This window comes from Polaribacter sejongensis (genome assembly GCF_038024065.1).
GTDB lineage: Bacteria > Bacteroidota > Bacteroidia > Flavobacteriales > Flavobacteriaceae > Polaribacter > Polaribacter sejongensis.
In genome coordinates this window covers 1718893-1736609 of the sequence record NZ_CP150667.1, presented here as the reverse complement: position 1 = coordinate 1736609, position 17717 = coordinate 1718893, and the positions used below count along the sequence as shown (strand labels likewise).

Genomic DNA, 17717 nt, shown 5'->3' with positions numbered 1-17717 from the left:
TGTCCCGAGTTCGAGTAATCGAAACGGGAAAACAAATTTAGGTTTAGGTACTAAGAACTAACGTTTTTAGACCTAAACCATTTTGTGTATATATTCGTTTTTTATTTTTATTTCAGATTTTAATCAAAAAAATATTCTCTTTTGGCAACGAAAAACACTACTGAAAGAATCAACTTCGCTACTTCTCAAATGATAAAGGAATATCCAGACTTTTTGGATATTCAGGTAAAATCTTTTCAAGATTTTTTCCAACTTCAAACTAAGGCAGAAGAAAGAGGTGAAGAAGGTTTGTACAAAACCTTCATGGATAACTTTCCAATTACAGATACAAGAAATCAATTCGTTTTAGAATTTTTAGATTACTTCGTAGACCCACCAAGATACTCTATACAAGAGTGTATTGAAAGAGGTCTAACGCACAGTGTGCCTTTAAAAGCACGTCTAAAATTGTACTGTACAGATCCAGAACATGAAGATTTCGAAACTATTGTTCAAGATGTTTATCTTGGTACAATACCTTATATGACTAACTCTGGTACCTTTGTAATTAATGGTGCAGAGCGTGTTGTCGTTTCACAATTACACAGGTCTCCTGGTGTATTCTTCGGACAATCTTTCCATGCAAATGGTACAAAATTATATTCAGCAAGGGTAATACCTTTTAAAGGTTCTTGGATAGAATTTGCTACCGATATCAATCAAGTAATGTATGCTTATATTGATAGAAAGAAAAAATTACCAGTAACAACATTATTCAGAGCAATCGGTTTTGAAAGAGATAAAGATATTTTAGAGATATTTGATCTTGCAGAAGAGGTAAAGGTTTCTAAAGCTGGATTAAAAAAAGTATTAGGTCGCAAATTAGCTGCTAGAGTTTTAAAAACTTGGCATGAAGATTTTGTAGATGAAGATACTGGTGAAGTTGTATCAATCGAAAGAAATGAAATAATTTTTGATCGTGATACCATTTTAGATAAAGAACATATTGATGAAATAATAGACGCAGGTGCTAAAACCGTTTTACTTCATAAAGAAGATAACGATATGGCAGATTATGCTATTATTCATAATACTTTACAGAAAGATCCTACGAATTCTGAAAAAGAAGCAGTAGAACATATCTATAGACAATTACGTAATGCAGAACCGCCAGATGAGGAGACTGCAAGAGGTATTATAGATAAGTTATTCTTTTCTGAACAAAGATATAATTTAGGTGAAGTTGGTCGTTTTAGAATGAACACTAAACTTCAGTTAAATGAACCTATTGATCAAAAAGTATTAACAAAATTAGATATTATAACTATTATTAAATATTTAATTGAGTTAATCAACTCTAAAGCAGAGGTAGATGATATTGATCACTTATCTAACAGACGTGTAAGAACTGTTGGTGAGCAATTAGCAGGTCAGTTTGGTGTTGGTTTAGCTCGTATGGCTAGAACAATTCGTGAGCGTATGAATGTACGTGATAACGAAGTGTTTACTCCTATCGATTTAATTAATGCTAAAACATTATCATCTGTAATTAACTCATTCTTTGGTACCAACCAATTGTCTCAGTTTATGGATCAAACCAATCCATTAGCAGAGATTACTCACAAGCGTAGATTATCTGCACTAGGACCGGGTGGTTTATCTAGAGAAAGAGCTGGTTTTGAGGTACGTGATGTTCACTATACTCACTATGGTCGTTTATGTCCAATTGAAACTCCTGAGGGACCAAATATTGGTTTAATTTCTTCACTTTCTGTTTTTGCAAAAGTGAATAATTTAGGGTTTATTGAGACTCCATATAGAAAAGTAGTAGAAGGTGTTGTTGGAACTGAAGAGCCAATTTATTTAAGTGCTGAGGAAGAAGAGGGAATGAAATTTGCTCAATCTAACTTAGAATTAGATAAAGATGGAAGATTTGTTGCTGAAAGAATGATTTCACGTGAAGGTGGTGATTTCCCAGTTGTAAGTCCTGAAGACATTAACTTTATGGATGTTGCTCCTAACCAGATTGCTTCAATTTCTGCATCTTTAATTCCTTTCTTGGAACATGATGATGCGAATAGAGCGTTGATGGGATCTAACATGATGCGTCAAGCAGTACCATTATTAAGACCAGAATCTCCAATTGTAGGTACAGGTTTAGAGCGTAGAGTTGCAAAAGATTCTCGTATCTTAATTAATGCTGAAGGAGCAGGTGAAGTTACTTATGTAGATGCTAATAAAATTACAATTAAGTATGATAGAACAGAAGAGGAAAAACTTGTAAGTTTTGAATCTGATGAAGTTTCTTATAACTTAATTAAATTTAGAAAAACGAATCAAGGAACAAACATCAACTTAAAACCGATTGTAGAAAAAGGAGATAGAGTTGAAGAAGGACAAGTTCTTTGTGAAGGTTATGCAACACAAAAAGGAGAATTAGCTTTAGGTAGAAACATGAAAGTAGCCTTTATGCCTTGGAAAGGGTATAACTTTGAGGATGCAATTGTAATTTCTGAAAAAGTTGTTCGTGAAGATATATTTACATCTATTCATATTGATGAGTATTCTTTAGACGTAAGAGATACAAAATTAGGAACTGAAGAGTTAACTAATGATATTCCTAACGTTTCTGAAGAAGCTACCAAAGATTTAGATGAAAACGGAATGATTAGAATTGGAGCAGAAGTGAATCCTGGTGATATCTTAATTGGTAAGATTACACCAAAAGGAGAATCCGATCCTACTCCAGAAGAAAAATTATTACGCGCAATTTTTGGTGATAAAGCTGGTGATGTAAAAGATGCATCATTAAAAGCTTCTCCATCATTAAGAGGTGTAGTAATTGATAAAAAATTATTTAGAAGAGCTGTTAAAGATAAAAACAAGAGATTAAGAGATAAAGAAGCAGTAGCTAAGTTAGAAGCTTCATTTGTATCTAAATTCGAAGGTTTAAAAGATGTTTTAATAGACAAGTTGTTTTTACTTATCAGTGGAAAAACTTCGCAAGGAGTTTACAATGACTTAGGTGAAGAAGTTTTACCAAAAGGTAAAAAATACACACTTAAAATGTTAAATTCTGTTGATGATTATATTCACTTAACAGGTTCTTGGACAACAGATAAAGACTTAAATAGTTTTGTAGGTGAATTAGTTCACAATTACAAAATTAAAGTAAATGATTTACAAGGTTCTTTACGTCGTCAAAAATTTACAATCTCTGTTGGAGATGAATTGCCAGCAGGTATTTTAAAGCTTGCTAAAGTTTATATCGCTAAGAAACGTAAGTTAAAAGTGGGTGATAAAATGGCGGGACGTCACGGAAATAAAGGTATTGTTGCTCGTATTGTACGTGCAGAAGATATGCCTTTCTTAGAAGACGGAACTCCAGTTGATATCGTATTAAATCCATTAGGGGTACCTTCTCGTATGAATATTGGTCAGATTTATGAAACTGTTCTTGGTTGGGCAGGTCAAAAATTAGGAACTAAGTATGCAACACCAATTTTTGATGGAGCATCTTTAGACCAGATTAATGAGATTACGGATACAGCAGGTGTACCAAGATTTGGACATACTTATTTATATGATGGTGGAACAGGAAAACGTTTCGATCAACCGGCAACAGTTGGTATCATTTATATGATTAAGTTAGGTCACATGATTGAAGATAAAATGCATGCGCGTTCTATTGGACCATATTCATTAATTACACAACAACCTTTAGGTGGTAAAGCACAATTTGGGGGTCAGCGTTTTGGAGAGATGGAAGTTTGGGCACTTGAGGCTTATGGTGCATCAAGTATCTTAAGAGAAATCTTAACTGTGAAATCGGATGATGTTATGGGAAGAGCTAAAACATACGAAAGTATTGTGAAAGGTGAAGCTATGCCAGAACCAGGTTTACCAGAGTCGTTTAACGTATTAATGCATGAACTTAAAGGTTTAGGTTTAGACGTTAGATTAGAAGAATAAATTTTTTCAGTAACCAATAACCAGTTACAATTTTGTAACTGGTTATTGAATACTGCCAACTGAATACTTATCAAAAGACATGGCAAGAAAACAAGAGAAATACACTGTAAAAAAGTTTAACAAAATCTCAATTGGTTTATCCTCACCAGAAGCTATTTTAGAAATTTCTAAAGGTGAAGTTTTAAAACCAGAAACTATAAATTACCGTACACACAAGCCAGAAAGAGATGGTTTATTTTGTGAGCGTATTTTTGGTCCTGTAAAGGATTATGAATGTGCTTGTGGAAAGTACAAAAGAATTCGCTACAAAGGTATCGTTTGTGATAGATGTGGTGTAGAAGTAACTGAAAAGAAAGTACGTAGAGAAAGAGTAGGGCATATCAACTTAGTTGTGCCTGTTGCTCATATTTGGTATTTTAGATCATTACCTAACAAAATGGGATACCTTTTAGGTTTACCATCTAAGAAGTTAGATATGATTATTTACTATGAACGTTATGTAGTAATTCAACCAGGTATTGCAAAGAATGTGGAAGGAGAGCCATTACAAAAAATGGATTTCTTAACGGAAGAGGAATATTTAGATATTGCTGATGAGTTACCACAAGATAACCAATACTTAGATGATACTGACCCAAACAAGTTTATCGCTAAAATGGGTGCTGAATGTTTAATTGATTTATTAGCGCGTATCGATTTAGATGGGTTGTCTTTTGAATTAAGACACAAGGCAAATACAGAAACGTCTAAACAACGTAAAACTGAAGCATTAAAACGTTTAAATGTTGTTGAAGCATTTAGAGACTCTCAGAAAAATAGAGAGAATCATCCAGAATGGATGATTATGAAAGCTGTACCAGTTATTCCACCAGAATTAAGACCTTTAGTTCCTTTAGATGGTGGACGTTTTGCAACTTCAGATTTAAATGATCTTTATAGAAGAGTTATTATTAGAAACAATCGTTTAAAAAGATTGGTTGAAATAAAAGCTCCAGAAGTTATTTTACGTAATGAGAAACGTATGTTACAAGAATCAGTAGATTCTTTATTTGACAATACACGTAAATCATCTGCAGTAAAAACTGAATCTAACAGACCTTTAAAATCTTTATCAGATTCATTAAAAGGTAAACAAGGACGTTTCCGTCAGAATTTATTAGGAAAGCGTGTTGATTATTCTGCACGTTCTGTAATTGTTGTTGGACCAGAAATGAAATTATCTGAATGTGGATTGCCAAAAGATATGGCAGCTGAACTTTACAAGCCTTTTGTAATTAGAAAACTAATTGAAAGAGGAATTGTAAAAACAGTAAAATCTGCAAAGAAAATAATAGATAGAAAAGAACCAGTTGTTTGGGATATTTTAGAAAATGTAATTAAAGGACATCCAGTTTTATTAAACAGGGCTCCTACTTTACACAGACTAGGTATACAAGCTTTTCAACCAAAATTAATTGAAGGAAAAGCAATCCAATTACACCCATTAGCATGTTCTGCATTTAATGCGGATTTTGATGGGGATCAAATGGCGGTTCACTTACCATTAGGACCAGAAGCTATTTTAGAAGCGCAATTATTAATGTTGGCTTCTCATAATATCTTAAATCCTGCAAATGGTGCACCAGTAACAGTTCCTTCTCAGGATATGGTACTTGGTTTATACTATATGACTAAAGAGAGAATCTCTACTCCAGAAGTGAAAATTAAAGGAGAAGGATTAACTTTTTATTCACCAGAAGAAGTAACTATTGCTTTTAACGAAGAAATGGTAGACTTAAATGCTGGAATTAAAGTAAGAACTTACGATGTTGATGAGAACGGAGAGCAAGTTAGAAAAATAATACAAACTACTGTTGGTAGAGTATTATTTAACGAAGTTGTTCCTGCGAAAGCTGGTTACATTAATGAGGTATTAACTAAGAAAAACTTACGTGGAATTATTGGTGGTATTTTAAAAGCTACAGATATTCCTACTACAGGAGAATTCTTAGATAATATTAAAAATATGGGATATAAATTTGCCTTCCAAGGTGGTTTATCTTTCTCATTAGGGGATATTATTATTCCTAAAGAAAAACAATCTATGATTGATGAAGCCAACAAAGAGGTGGATATTATTGTAGGAAATTATAACATGGGTATGTTAACGCAAAAAGAGCGTTATAATCAGGTAATTGATATTTGGGGTAGAACCAATAACGATTTAACTGAGTTATCTATGAAACGTTTACGTGAAGATCAACAAGGTTTCAACTCGGTATACATGATGCTTGATTCTGGTGCAAGGGGTTCTAAGGAGCAGATTCGTCAGTTAACAGGTATGCGTGGATTAATGGCAAAACCTAAGAAATCTACTGCAGGTGGTGGAGAAATTATTGAGAATCCGATTCTTTCTAACTTTAAGGAAGGTTTATCAATTCTTGAATACTTTATCTCTACTCACGGTGCTCGTAAAGGACTTGCGGATACGGCTTTAAAAACGGCAGATGCTGGTTACTTAACTCGTAGATTAGTAGATGTTTCTCAAGATGTTATCATTAACGAAGAAGATTGTGGTACATTAAGAGGTTTAGAAGTAGCACCTTTAAAGAAAAATGATGAGATTGTAGAATCTTTATCAGAAAGAATTGAAGGTAGAGTTTCATTAAACGATGTATATCACCCGTTAACAGAAGAAGTTCTTTTAAAAGCAAATCAACCAATTTCTTATCAATTAGCAGTAGCTGTTGAGAAGTCTGGAATTGATGCTGTAGAAGTAAGATCTGCTTTAACTTGTGAATCTACAAAAGGTATTTGTGCAAAATGTTATGGTCAGAGTTTATCTACCCTTAACAAAGTACAAATTGGTGAAGCAGTTGGTGTAATTGCAGCACAATCTATTGGAGAACCTGGTACACAGTTAACATTACGTACATTCCACGTTGGTGGGGTTGCAGGTAATATTTCTGAAGAGAATAAATTAATTGCTAAGTTTGATGGTAAAGTTGTTATAGATGATTTACGTACAGTAACTGGTAAAGACAATGAAGGTAAAGAAATTGACATTGTAATTTCTAGAACTGCTGAGATTAAAATTATAGACAAGAAAACAGGAATTACTCAAAGTACGAATATCCTTCCTTATGGTTCTATTATATTTGATAAAGATATAAAATCAATCAAAAAAGGAGATGCTATTGTACAATGGGATCCATTTAACGGGGTTATTGTTTCTGAGTTCGCTGGAAAAGTGAAGTTTGATAATTTAATACAAGGTATCAATTACTCTGTAGAAGTAGATGAGCAAACTGGTTTCCAGGAGATTGTAATGATCGACTCGAAAAACAAGAAAATCATACCATCTTTAATTATTGAAGATAATGACGGTAATGCTTTACGTTCTTATAGTTTACCTTTAGGTGCACACTTAATGGTAACTGATGGAGATAAAGTAGAAAGTGGTCATACTTTAGTTAAAATACCAAGAAAATCTGGTAAAGCTGGGGATATTACAGGAGGTTTACCACGTGTAACAGAATTATTCGAAGCACGTAATCCTTCTAATCCATCTGTTGTTTCTGAGATTGATGGTGTTGTTTCTTTCGGTAAAATTAAACGTGGAAATAGAGAAATTATCGTTGAATCTAAAACTGGAGATATTAGTAAGTATTTAGTAAAACTTTCTAATCAGATTTTAGTTCAAGAAAATGACTTTATTAAAGCTGGTATGCCATTATCAGACGGAGCTACAACTCCTTCAGATATTTTAAGAATTCAAGGTCCATCTGCAGTACAAATGTACTTGGTAAATGAAATTCAAGAAGTATATCGTTTACAAGGTGTAAAAATTAATGACAAGCATTTTGAGGTTGTTGTTCGTCAAATGATGCGTAAAGTTAAAATTATAGATTCTGGTGATACTTTATTATTAGAGAATCAATTAGTTCATAAAATTGACTTTATCAAAGATAATGATGATATTTTTGGAATGAAGGTTGTTGAAGACGCTGGAGATTCAGAAAACTTAAGTGCAGGTCAAATTATTACAGCTCGTCAATTAAGAGATGAAAATTCTTTATTAAGAAGAAATGATCAGAACTTAGTAACGGCAAGAGAGGCTAAACCGGCAACGGCAGAGCAAGTTTTACAAGGTATTACAAGAGCATCACTTCAAACAAAATCGTTTATTTCTGCAGCTTCTTTCCAGGAAACTACAAAAGTATTAAACGAGGCTGCTGTTAGTGGTAAAATAGATACATTAGAAGGCTTAAAAGAAAATGTAATTGTTGGTAAGAGAATTCCAGCAGGTACAGGTATGAGAGCTTATGAAAACATTCTAGTTGGTCCTAAAGACGAAATAGAAAAAAGTTTCTAAATAAACGAAACGTGTAAACGTAAAAGTTTAATTATTTAAAAGTTGAATTGTTTAGGGTATCTCAGATGCACTATTCAATTCAACTTTTTCTTTTTTATAGCTTTTATTAAATATAAAAGGTGAAATTTTACGGGTGTAATTCATTTTTTTTTACGATTTTACATGTACTAGAATTAACAAATACACAATTTTAATTATGGAAGAAAATCAAAACAAAGACGGACAAATAAATATTGAGTTAGATCAGGAAATTGCAGAAGGAACGTATTCTAATCTTGCAATTATTAATCATTCTATGTCAGAATTTATTGTAGATTTTATTAATATTATGCCAGGTGTACCAAAGGCAAAAGTAAAATCTAGAATTATTTTAACTCCGCAACATGCAAAACGCTTAACACAAGCTTTAGCAGATAATGTTAGAAAGTTTGAAGAACAACATGGTGAAATTAAAGATTATGAGCAACCTCCAATTCCTATGAATTTTGGGCCTACAGGACAGGCTTAATAAATAGTATAAAGACTGCTTTTTTAAGTGGTCTTTTTTTTTTTGCTTATATCTCTATAGTAAGTAGATTTGTTTTTATTGTTTAAAATTTAGATTAATTCATTTTAAAGTTAACGTTAATTCAGGTTAAAATTAAGTATAAAATTAGCTTTTTGTTTTTAATTAGTTAATAATGTTAAGTAAATCAAAATTTACTTTTGCATTATAAAAAAACTAAATAATGAAACAATTTTATAATTTTAATTTATTTTTATTAACGATGTTTTTGTCGTTAAGTGCGTTTAATTCATTTGCACAAACCAGTAAAATACAAGGTCTTATTACTGATAAGGATGGACTTTATGTACCTGGTGCAAATGTTTTAATAGAAGCGCTTAAAAAAGGAGATATTTCTAATTTTGATGGAAAGTTCACCTTAGTTGGTGTACCCGCTGGTACGCACACTATAAGAATAACTTATTTAGGATTTAAAGATATTTTACAAGAAGTTGTTGTAAAAGAAAATGAAACTACATCGATTAAAATTGCACTTGTTTCAGAAAGTATTCAATTAGATGATGTTTTAATTACATCTTACAGCTTAGGTAGCCAATCTAAAGCATTAAACACTCAAAAGAATAATTTAAATATTACCAATGTAGTTTCTACAGATCAAATTGGTAAATTTCCGGATGCAAATATTGGAGATGCCGTTAAAAGGATTCCTGGTATTACGATGCAAGTAGATCAAGGAGAAGCTAGAAATATTATTATTAGAGGTCTTTCTCCTCAATTAAACTCCGTAACTCTTAACGGAAGTAGAATTCCGTCTGCAGAAGGCGATAATAGAAATGTACAGATGGATTTAATTCCGTCGGACATGATACAATCTATACAAGTTAATAAAGCGGTAACTCCAGATATGGATGCAGATGCTTTAGGAGGTTCTGTAAATTTAATAACAAGAACATCTCCTCAAAGTTTTAGACTTTCTGCAACCGCAGGATCTGGTGTAAACACAATTACAAACAAAAGAATTTTAAATGGTTCTTTTCTAGTAGGAGATCGTTCTAAAAACAAAAAATTTGGTTGGATGATTTCTGCAACTATCAATGATAATGATTTTGGTTCTCATGATGTGGAAGCAGAATGGACGGATGAATTTGCATATACAAATGACGCTGGTGAAGAAGTTGAATTGGAAGTAAATCCGTATACCAATGTTTTTGAAGAACGTACGTATTTAGTACAAAGAGTTCGTAGAAGTTTTTCTGCAAACTTCGATTATCAAATTAATGATGACAATAATATCTATTTTAAATCGATGTATAATTGGAGAGACGACAGAGAAAATCGTTTTAGATTAGAACATGAGATTTTAGATGCAGAAGATATAGGACTTGGAGATTTTACCATTACAGATAATACACCTACAATGTTTCCTGTTGAAGTTAAAAGACAATCTAAAGGTGGTATTGATAACGATCGAAATAAAAATAGACGCTTAGAAGATCAAAAAATGCAGAATTACACACTTGGTGGTAACCACGCTGCAGGTAAATTAAAAATTGATTGGATGACTTCTTTTGCAAAAGCATCCGAAGAAAGATTAAATGAACGTTATGCTGAGTTTGAAACTGAATATAGTATTAATAACGATATTTCTGATTCTAGGTTTCCTTTGTTTACTGCCGTAAATTCATCAGATTTTAATGATCTTGCTAGTTTTGAGTTTGGTGAAATCACAGAAGAAAATCAATATACAGAAGAAAAAGACTTTAATACTTTTGTTAATTTTGAATTACCATCAGACTTTTTTGGTCATGGAGATGGATTTATAAAATTTGGGTTTAGAGGTCGTTTTAAAACAAAATTAAGAGATAATGATTTCTTTGAATATGATTTAGAAAGCGATTATCCTACGTTATCATCTATACCAACCAAAGATTATTCGAACCCAGATTATTTAGCAGGTAGTCAATACCAATCAGGTTTATTTGCAGATGAAGAATGGTTAGGAAGCTTAGATTTAAATAATGGTGAAACTATAAGTGATGAGTTTTTAAGAGCTAATTATGATGTAAAGGAAAATGTATTTGCGAGTTATGTGATGACAAATCAAAGATTGTCTGACAAGTTAAGTGTATTGTTTGGTTTACGATTAGAGCACACAAAATTAACGGCAACAGGAAATAATATTTTAGATGAAGATACTTTAGATGGTACTTTAACAGAAAAAAGTTCTTATTCTAATTTAATGCCAGGTGTACATGTTAAATACGATATTTCTGATAAAACAGTATTAAGATTTGCTTGGACAAATACATTGGCAAGACCAAATTATGTTGATATTACACCAACTTTAGATGTTGTAACTGGAGATGAAGAAGTGTTTTTAGGTAACCCAGATTTAAAGCCAACAACTTCTATGAATTTTGATGTAATGGCAGAAACTTATTTTGAAAATGTAGGTATTTTGTCTGGAGGTTTTTTTTACAAAAACATTAGTGATTTTACCTATACTTTTCAATCAGAAACTACTACAGATGCTTTTGGACCAGGAACTACTGGTTTTGAAGTTTATCAACCTTTAAATGGTGATAAAGCATCTATTTTTGGAGCAGAATTAGCAATCCAAAGAAAATTAGATTTTTTACCTGGTTTCTTAAAAAACTTTAGTGTGTATGCTAATTATACCTTTTTAACTTCGGATGCAAACGGAATTCGTAATGAAGACGGAGAGGAAAGAGAAGATATAGATTTGCCTAACACAACACCAAATATGTTAAACGCTTCTTTAGGGTATGCAGATGCTAAATTTAATGCAAGACTTTCTGGTAATTTTTCTGATGCTTATGTAGATGAAATAGGAGGTAATGCTTTTGAAGATCGTTATTACGACAAACAATTTTTCTTAGATTTTAGTACAGGTTATACCATTAATAAAAACCTAAGTATTTATGCTAGTGTAAATAATCTGACTAACCAACCATTACGTTACTACCAAGGAGAAAGTGGTAGAACAATGCAAATGGAATACTACGGTAGAAGAATTACTTTTGGTTTAAAATACGATTTATTTAAAAAATAGAAAACATGAAATTATCTATAAAAAATAGTATCCTATTTTTAGGAACAGTAACATTGTTATCGTGTAATTCTGGTAGTAAATTACCAGCAATTGCACCAGATGTAATTACCGAAAAATCTGTTAATGATACAGATGATCCTGCAATTTGGATTCATCCAACAGACGCATCAAAAAGTATTGTTTTTGGAACAGATAAAGAAACCAATGGAGCAATTTATGCGTATGATTTACAAGGTAAAGTTATAGAAGATAAAACCATCAGAAATATAAAAAGACCTAACAATGTAGATTTAGAGTATGGTTTTCAAGTAAACGATTCTGTAAAAGTTGATGTTTTAATTTTTACAGAAAGAGAAGAGCAGCAAATTAGAATGTTTTCTGTACCAGATATGAAACCTTTAGATGAAGGAGGATTTCCTGTCTTTGAAGATGAAACTATTCCTGAAAACAAATTACCAATGGGAGTTGCTATTTATAAGAGTCCGATTGATGGAACTTTTTATGCAATAGTTGGTAGAAAAACGGGACCTAAAGAAGGGTATTTATATCAATATAAATTAGTTTCAGAAAACAGTAAAGTAACGGCTACTTTGGTTAGGAAATTTGGACAATTTAGTGGTAAAAAAGAAATTGAAGCCATTGCTGTTGATGCAGAAATGGGCTTTGTTTACTATTCTGATGAAATGCACTGTGTTCGTAAATATTATGCAGAGCCATCTAAAGGAAATGAAGAAATTACTTGTTTTGGAAGTGAACTTTTTGAAAGAGATATAGAAGGTATTGCAATTGCTAAATTTGAGAATGAGAAAGGGTATATTATTGTTTCTGATCAACAAAAAGGGCAATTTAATTTATTTGATAGACAAACAAATGAGTTTGTAAAAGCAGTTAATCTGTCAACTACCCAAACAGATGGATGTGATGTGGTTACTGTGCCTTTAAACGATACCTTTAAAAGCGGATTGTTTGTGGCAATGAATGATGCCAAAGATTTTTACTTTTATGATTTGGATAAATTATTAAAGTAGAAAAATAGCTATATTTTAAAAAGCGAAACAATTTTGTTTCGCTTTTTTTATGATTATTAAATCTCAGTTTCTATCTGTCTGTTTTTCTGTTTTAAAATATCATAATATAAAAAGTCCAATATTTCGTTTTTACATTGATAAATAGGTCTTGTGTTCCAACTATGATCTCCATTTTTTACACTATATAAATAAAAAGGTTTCTGAATAGATTTTAATTTTTTAGCAATTGCTTTAGAACCAAAAAGGTTTAAATATCCAACAGATTCTAGTTTACAAAAATGATGAGATGCAATATTATAAGGCACAAGGTTATCTTTTGTTCCATGAAATAATTGGGTTGGAATAGCTGTTTCAGTTGTTATTTTATCAATAGAAGTTACGGCTCCAGACATGGCAATAATTCCTGCAAATTTAAAATTTGGATCTAAAATTTTGTTATTGTAAACATACGCTAAATTTAAAATTGCTTCCGCACCAGCACTAGAACCTACTAGAATTATTTTATCAGCATCTATTTTAAGCCTCTTTTTACGTCTTAAAAAATACTTTACGGCATAACTGATATCTTTAGAAACATCGTTAAAAGCTTCTATTTTTAATGCAGAATTTGTCGCACATCCAAAACCTTTACCTTTCATTGTTAACCGATATGATATTGTTGCGACAGCGTAACCGTATTGAACCATTTCTTTTGCAAAAGCTGTAGAATTTTTATCTTTTCTATCACCTCCAGAAAAACCACCACCATGAACATAAATTAACAACGGAACTTTTCCTTTTGTCTTTTTAGGTCTGTAAAAATCGAACTTTAAGTTCTTCTCTTTTTTTATTCTGAGATAGGTATATGTTCTCTCGGAAAATTTATTTGATTTAGATAAGTAATCTACCTGAGAAAAACTATTTAAAAAATAGAATATAGAGCAAAGAGATAAAAGCGTTTTCATTTTAGATTAAGATTTTACTTTATGAAATAGTTTTCTCAAATTTAAATATAAAAAAGTATTTGTTTTTGCATAATAAAAAGATAGTAGACAAACTGATATTAAGAATAGTATTGCTCCAATAATAGCTTCTATTGGATTTAAGGTTTTACCAATAATATACTTTAACCCATAACCAGTAAAACTCCCATAAATAATGATAAAATGAATTACATATATAGAAAGTGTTTTTTGTCCTATTTTTAAAATTAAAGGCGATTTTAAATACTTCTCAAGGCTATAAAAGAAAGCGAAAATTAATAATACATTTCCAAATCTAGTAAATAGATAATTATAGCTTGCCGCATCCATTAATAGTTGAGATTGTAATAGTTTTGAGAAGAAAACGAGAATATTTGAAGAATAAAAAATTAGAATGAATCCAAAAAGGATAAAAGAAGTAATTATTATTTTTTTAAAGCTTTTTTTGAATACGTTTTTATGAAATATTGTTGCTATAAACGCACCAAAACAGACATAACCAGACCAAGGAATAATTGTAAATATAGATCCATTACTTTTAGAAATATAGTTGTTTAAAAAAAGAGGAATAGAGGTTAAGTTTAAATCTCTATACAGCGGTTCTAATATAAATATACTGGTACCAAAGAGTAATGTAATTATAGAAAAAAGGATTGTTTTATTATTACAAAGAAAATAAATACAAATAATTAATATTAAGCTTAAACCTATTATTTGAAGTACATCAATTACTAGAAAATAGGGGCTAAATATTCCTGCTAACCAACTAAAAACGGGAATTCTTAACAAATAACCAATACCTATTAAAAAGAAACCTCTTGTGATCCCTTTTGTCATTCTTTGGTTTTCTAATCCTTTCTCTTTTGCCTTTAGCAAAAGATAAGTAAAAATTAATCCAGAAATAGTAAAGAAAGTCGGAGCAGTAATTCCCCTAAAATAAGACCATACACTAAAAATAGGATCATTTAAGTCTCTATACGAGTCAGCTAGTAATGTATCTATAAAGTGCCCTTGTAGCATCATTAAGATAGCAAAAGCCCTAATAATATCAATAAAATATAGTCGTTTAATATCCACAGAAAAAAAAGTTTTTCCGTTAAAGGTAAATAAATTTACAAGTATTCTATTTCAATCTTTTAAATAGTACGTAAATTATATCTGTCTCGTTTTATTTAGCAACCAAAAATCTGCTAATACTAAAGCAGTCATAGCTTCTACAATTGGTACAGCTCTTGGTACAACACAAGGATCATGTCTTCCTTTACCTGTAATTTCTGTAACTTCATATTCTGAGTTAATAGTTTGTTGAGAGCTCATAATGGTTGCAACAGGTTTAAAAGCAACTCTAAAGTAAATATCCATACCATTACTTATTCCACCTTGTATTCCTCCAGATAAATTAGATTGTGTAGAGCCGTCTGCATTAAAAACATCGTTATGATCTGAACCTTTCATTTTTGCACCACAAAAACCACTTCCAAATTCAAAACCTTTTACGGCATTTATAGATAACATTGCGCTACCTAATTGTGCGTGTAATTTCTGAAATATAGGTTCTCCTAATCCTACAGGTACATTTTGTGCAACACATGTTACGGTACCACCAATAGTATCTCCTGCTTTTCTAATTTCTTGTATTCTGTTGATCATTTTCTCTGCAGAAGCTTCATCCGGACAACGAACAATATTGCTTTCTGTTTTAGAAAAATCTAAATCTTGATACGGTTTGTCTATAAAAATATCTCCAACCGAAGATGTAAATGCATTTATATTCATGCTTGCAATAAGCTGTTTTGCTAAAGCACCAGCAACTACCCAATTGGCAGTTTCACGGGCAGAACTTCTTCCGCCGCCTCTATAATCTCTGTTTCCAAATTTCTTATCATACGTAAAATCTGCATGAGAAGGTCTATATACATTGGTATTGTGGTTGTAGTCTTTAGATTTTTGATTGGTGTTTCTAATAACAAAACCAATAGAAGTTCCTGTTGTTTTTCCTTCAAAAATACCTGAAAGAAACTCTACAGTATCTGGTTCTTTACGCTGAGTAACAATTTTAGATTGCCCAGGTTTACGTCTATCTAACTCATTTTGAATGGCTTCAAAATCTACCTCTAATCCTGCAGGGAATCCATCTATGACGCCACCAATAGCAGTTCCATGAGATTCTCCATACGTTGTTACTTTTAATAAATTTCCAAAGGAATTAAATGACATAATTTTATAATTAAAATAATAAAGGCAAATATAATGAACTACTATACAAGAATTCTTTATTTAGACTTTTTTGTGACGATTTCTAAAAAAATAATAATAATTTAAAATACTTGATTTATAGATAGATATGTGGTTTCATGTATGATATTCAAAAAAAAAATAAAAATAAATCGTTTTTTGTTTTTGTAAACTAAAAAACCTTTCTATATTTGCAGCCGCAATCAGGGAATACTTGATGAGACGCACTGGAGAAATGGCAGAGCGGTCGAATGCGGCAGTCTTGAAAACTGTTGACTGTAACAGGTCCGGGGGTTCGAATCCCTCTTTCTCCGCCAAAAGCCTCACATATTATGTGAGGCTTTTTTTATACATCACATTCTAGGATGGTTAAATCTCTTAAACCTTTATAAACACTGAGTTCACCTTATAATTTATTAGAGTTAAGAATTTTTAGATCAAATAGATAATATCTTAATCTCCTTAAAAAGCATGTGACAGTTACCCTATGGGGTACCCTAGTTATTTTGAAACATAATGGAATAACGGAAATATTGTTAAAGCAAAAGATTGTGGAGTAAGCTTAAAACAAACAACTTTAAATATAGATAAACTTATTAGTAAGTAAAAATGGACGTTTATCAATAAATAAAGAAGTACATTTCGTTATAATTCTGAAATGAATTTTAAAAATGCAATTGATATAATTATCGAGGTGCTACTTTATAGGATTAAAGAAAAACAGGTTAAATATAAAAATTATTGTTTATCCCTGTCAAAAATACTTTTATCCGTTTAGAAGGACGTAAAATAATTTGAACTGTTTTTGTGCTAAATTTCAATTTTACGAAATTTACATTATTTCTTCAATCTATTTTTATTAAAGACATTTCGATTTAAATATACTGTCGCTGATTTTTTAACCTAGGTTGTGTGAGTTTTTTATGTTTGTAAATATATGGCTTGCTTTTTTACGCTAAACTCTCTAAATGAATGATGTCTGATTTTAAATAAAATATAGGGATACATTTATGAAAGTCAGTTGTCTTGTTTTCAGTTAAATTTTTCTTAACTAATATTTTGTTCTTTAATTTTGTATACCTTTGCGGCCAATATGAAGAAAGTTTCACATAAAATAATGTCAATTGCAATGGCTGTTGTAGTCCTATTCTCTACAATGTCATTGACTTTTAGTATGCATTATTGTGGTGATACTTTGGTAGAAACAGCTATGTTTCAAAAAGCAGAAGGTTGTGGTATGGAAATGCAAAAACCTTTATCTGAAGATTGTAATATTTCAAAAAAGAACTGCTGTAATGACGAACAAGTAGTTGTTGAAGGTCAAAATGAATTACAACATCATATTGATAGCATTTCTTTTGAGCAACAAGTATTCATTGCTTCATTTATTTATTCTTATATCAACCTTTTTGAAGGTTTAGAAAATAATGTACCTTCATCTGGAGAGTACGAACCTCTGCTCGCTAACAGGCAAATATTTAAGTTAGACGAGACTTATTTAATTTAATTTTTAAACAAAAAGACTGTGTTATCCTGTGATTAATCTCATTGGGATAATTTCTTGTATTCGGTGTTTTTTTTAACACCAATGTCTAACTGTTTAATAATT

General features: G+C 31.3%; 9 protein-coding genes and 1 tRNA gene. 7 read left to right on the top strand and 3 right to left on the bottom strand.

Annotated elements, in window-relative coordinates:
* The first annotated feature begins 141 nt into the window (after nt 1-141).
* The 5 genes from rpoB to WHD08_RS07075 all read left to right on the top strand — a co-directional run bounded on the left by rpoB (nt 142) and on the right by WHD08_RS07075 (nt 12911).
* Nucleotides 142-3951, top strand: coding sequence for a DNA-directed RNA polymerase subunit beta (gene rpoB / locus WHD08_RS07095; protein ID WP_165732781.1), 3810 nt, complete (start codon nt 142-144; stop codon nt 3949-3951).
* A gap of 79 nt (nt 3952-4030) precedes the next feature.
* On the top strand, nt 4031-8305 hold the full coding sequence (gene rpoC, locus WHD08_RS07090; protein WP_208888712.1) for a DNA-directed RNA polymerase subunit beta': 4275 nt from the start codon (nt 4031-4033) through the stop codon (nt 8303-8305).
* Between the two features lie 196 nt (nt 8306-8501).
* The gene (locus WHD08_RS07085) at nt 8502-8813 is read left to right on the top strand and encodes a DUF3467 domain-containing protein (protein ID WP_208888713.1); all 312 of its coding nucleotides are present in this window, start codon (nt 8502-8504) and stop codon (nt 8811-8813) included.
* 220 nt (nt 8814-9033) lie between these two features.
* A complete protein-coding gene (locus tag WHD08_RS07080; protein ID WP_208888714.1) occupies nt 9034-11883 on the top strand; it encodes a TonB-dependent receptor in 2850 nt (949 codons plus the stop codon).
* Nucleotides 11884-11888: 5 nt separating this feature from the next.
* Complete coding sequence (locus WHD08_RS07075; RefSeq protein WP_208888715.1) at nt 11889-12911, top strand: phytase; 1023 nt, start codon at nt 11889-11891, stop codon at nt 12909-12911.
* A gap of 56 nt (nt 12912-12967) precedes the next feature.
* Here WHD08_RS07075 and WHD08_RS07070 read toward each other — a convergent pair whose 3' ends face one another.
* From WHD08_RS07070 to aroC, 3 genes are all read right to left on the bottom strand, one after another.
* On the bottom strand, nt 12968-13855 hold the full coding sequence (locus tag WHD08_RS07070; protein ID WP_208888716.1) for a carboxylesterase family protein: 888 nt from the start codon (nt 13853-13855) through the stop codon (nt 12968-12970).
* A 6-nt stretch (nt 13856-13861) separates the two neighbouring features.
* Nucleotides 13862-14950, bottom strand: a complete 1089-nt coding sequence (locus WHD08_RS07065) for a heparan-alpha-glucosaminide N-acetyltransferase domain-containing protein (RefSeq protein WP_208888717.1) — start codon at nt 14948-14950, stop codon at nt 13862-13864.
* A gap of 75 nt (nt 14951-15025) precedes the next feature.
* Nucleotides 15026-16090, bottom strand: coding sequence for a chorismate synthase (gene aroC, locus WHD08_RS07060; RefSeq protein WP_165732774.1), 1065 nt, complete (start codon nt 16088-16090; stop codon nt 15026-15028).
* A 247-nt stretch (nt 16091-16337) separates the two neighbouring features.
* On the opposite strand from aroC, the gene WHD08_RS07055 reads away from it, so the two are divergent.
* Together WHD08_RS07055 and WHD08_RS07050 are read left to right on the top strand one after the other, a co-directional pair.
* Nucleotides 16338-16425 (top strand) — tRNA-Ser (locus tag WHD08_RS07055).
* 776 nt (nt 16426-17201) lie between these two features.
* Nucleotides 17202-17615: an HYC_CC_PP family protein gene (locus WHD08_RS07050; protein ID WP_244183228.1), complete on the top strand. Its 414-nt coding sequence runs from the start codon at nt 17202-17204 to the stop codon at nt 17613-17615.
* Nucleotides 17616-17717 lie beyond the last annotated feature (102 nt).

Excerpts from the sequence above, each read along its gene's own strand:
- WHD08_RS07050 (WP_244183228.1), top strand. The coding sequence starts at position 17,202 with ATGAAGAAAGTTTCACATAAAATAATGTCAATTGCAATGGCTGTTGTA.
- rpoC (WP_208888712.1), top strand. The coding sequence starts at position 4,031 with ATGGCAAGAAAACAAGAGAAATACACTGTAAAAAAGTTTAACAAAATC.
- WHD08_RS07070 (WP_208888716.1), bottom strand. The coding sequence starts at position 13,855 with ATGAAAACGCTTTTATCTCTTTGCTCTATATTCTATTTTTTAAATAGT.
- WHD08_RS07075 (WP_208888715.1), top strand. The coding sequence starts at position 11,889 with ATGAAATTATCTATAAAAAATAGTATCCTATTTTTAGGAACAGTAACA.
- WHD08_RS07080 (WP_208888714.1), top strand. The coding sequence starts at position 9,034 with ATGAAACAATTTTATAATTTTAATTTATTTTTATTAACGATGTTTTTG.
- WHD08_RS07085 (WP_208888713.1), top strand. The coding sequence starts at position 8,502 with ATGGAAGAAAATCAAAACAAAGACGGACAAATAAATATTGAGTTAGAT.
- aroC (WP_165732774.1), bottom strand. The coding sequence starts at position 16,090 with ATGTCATTTAATTCCTTTGGAAATTTATTAAAAGTAACAACGTATGGA.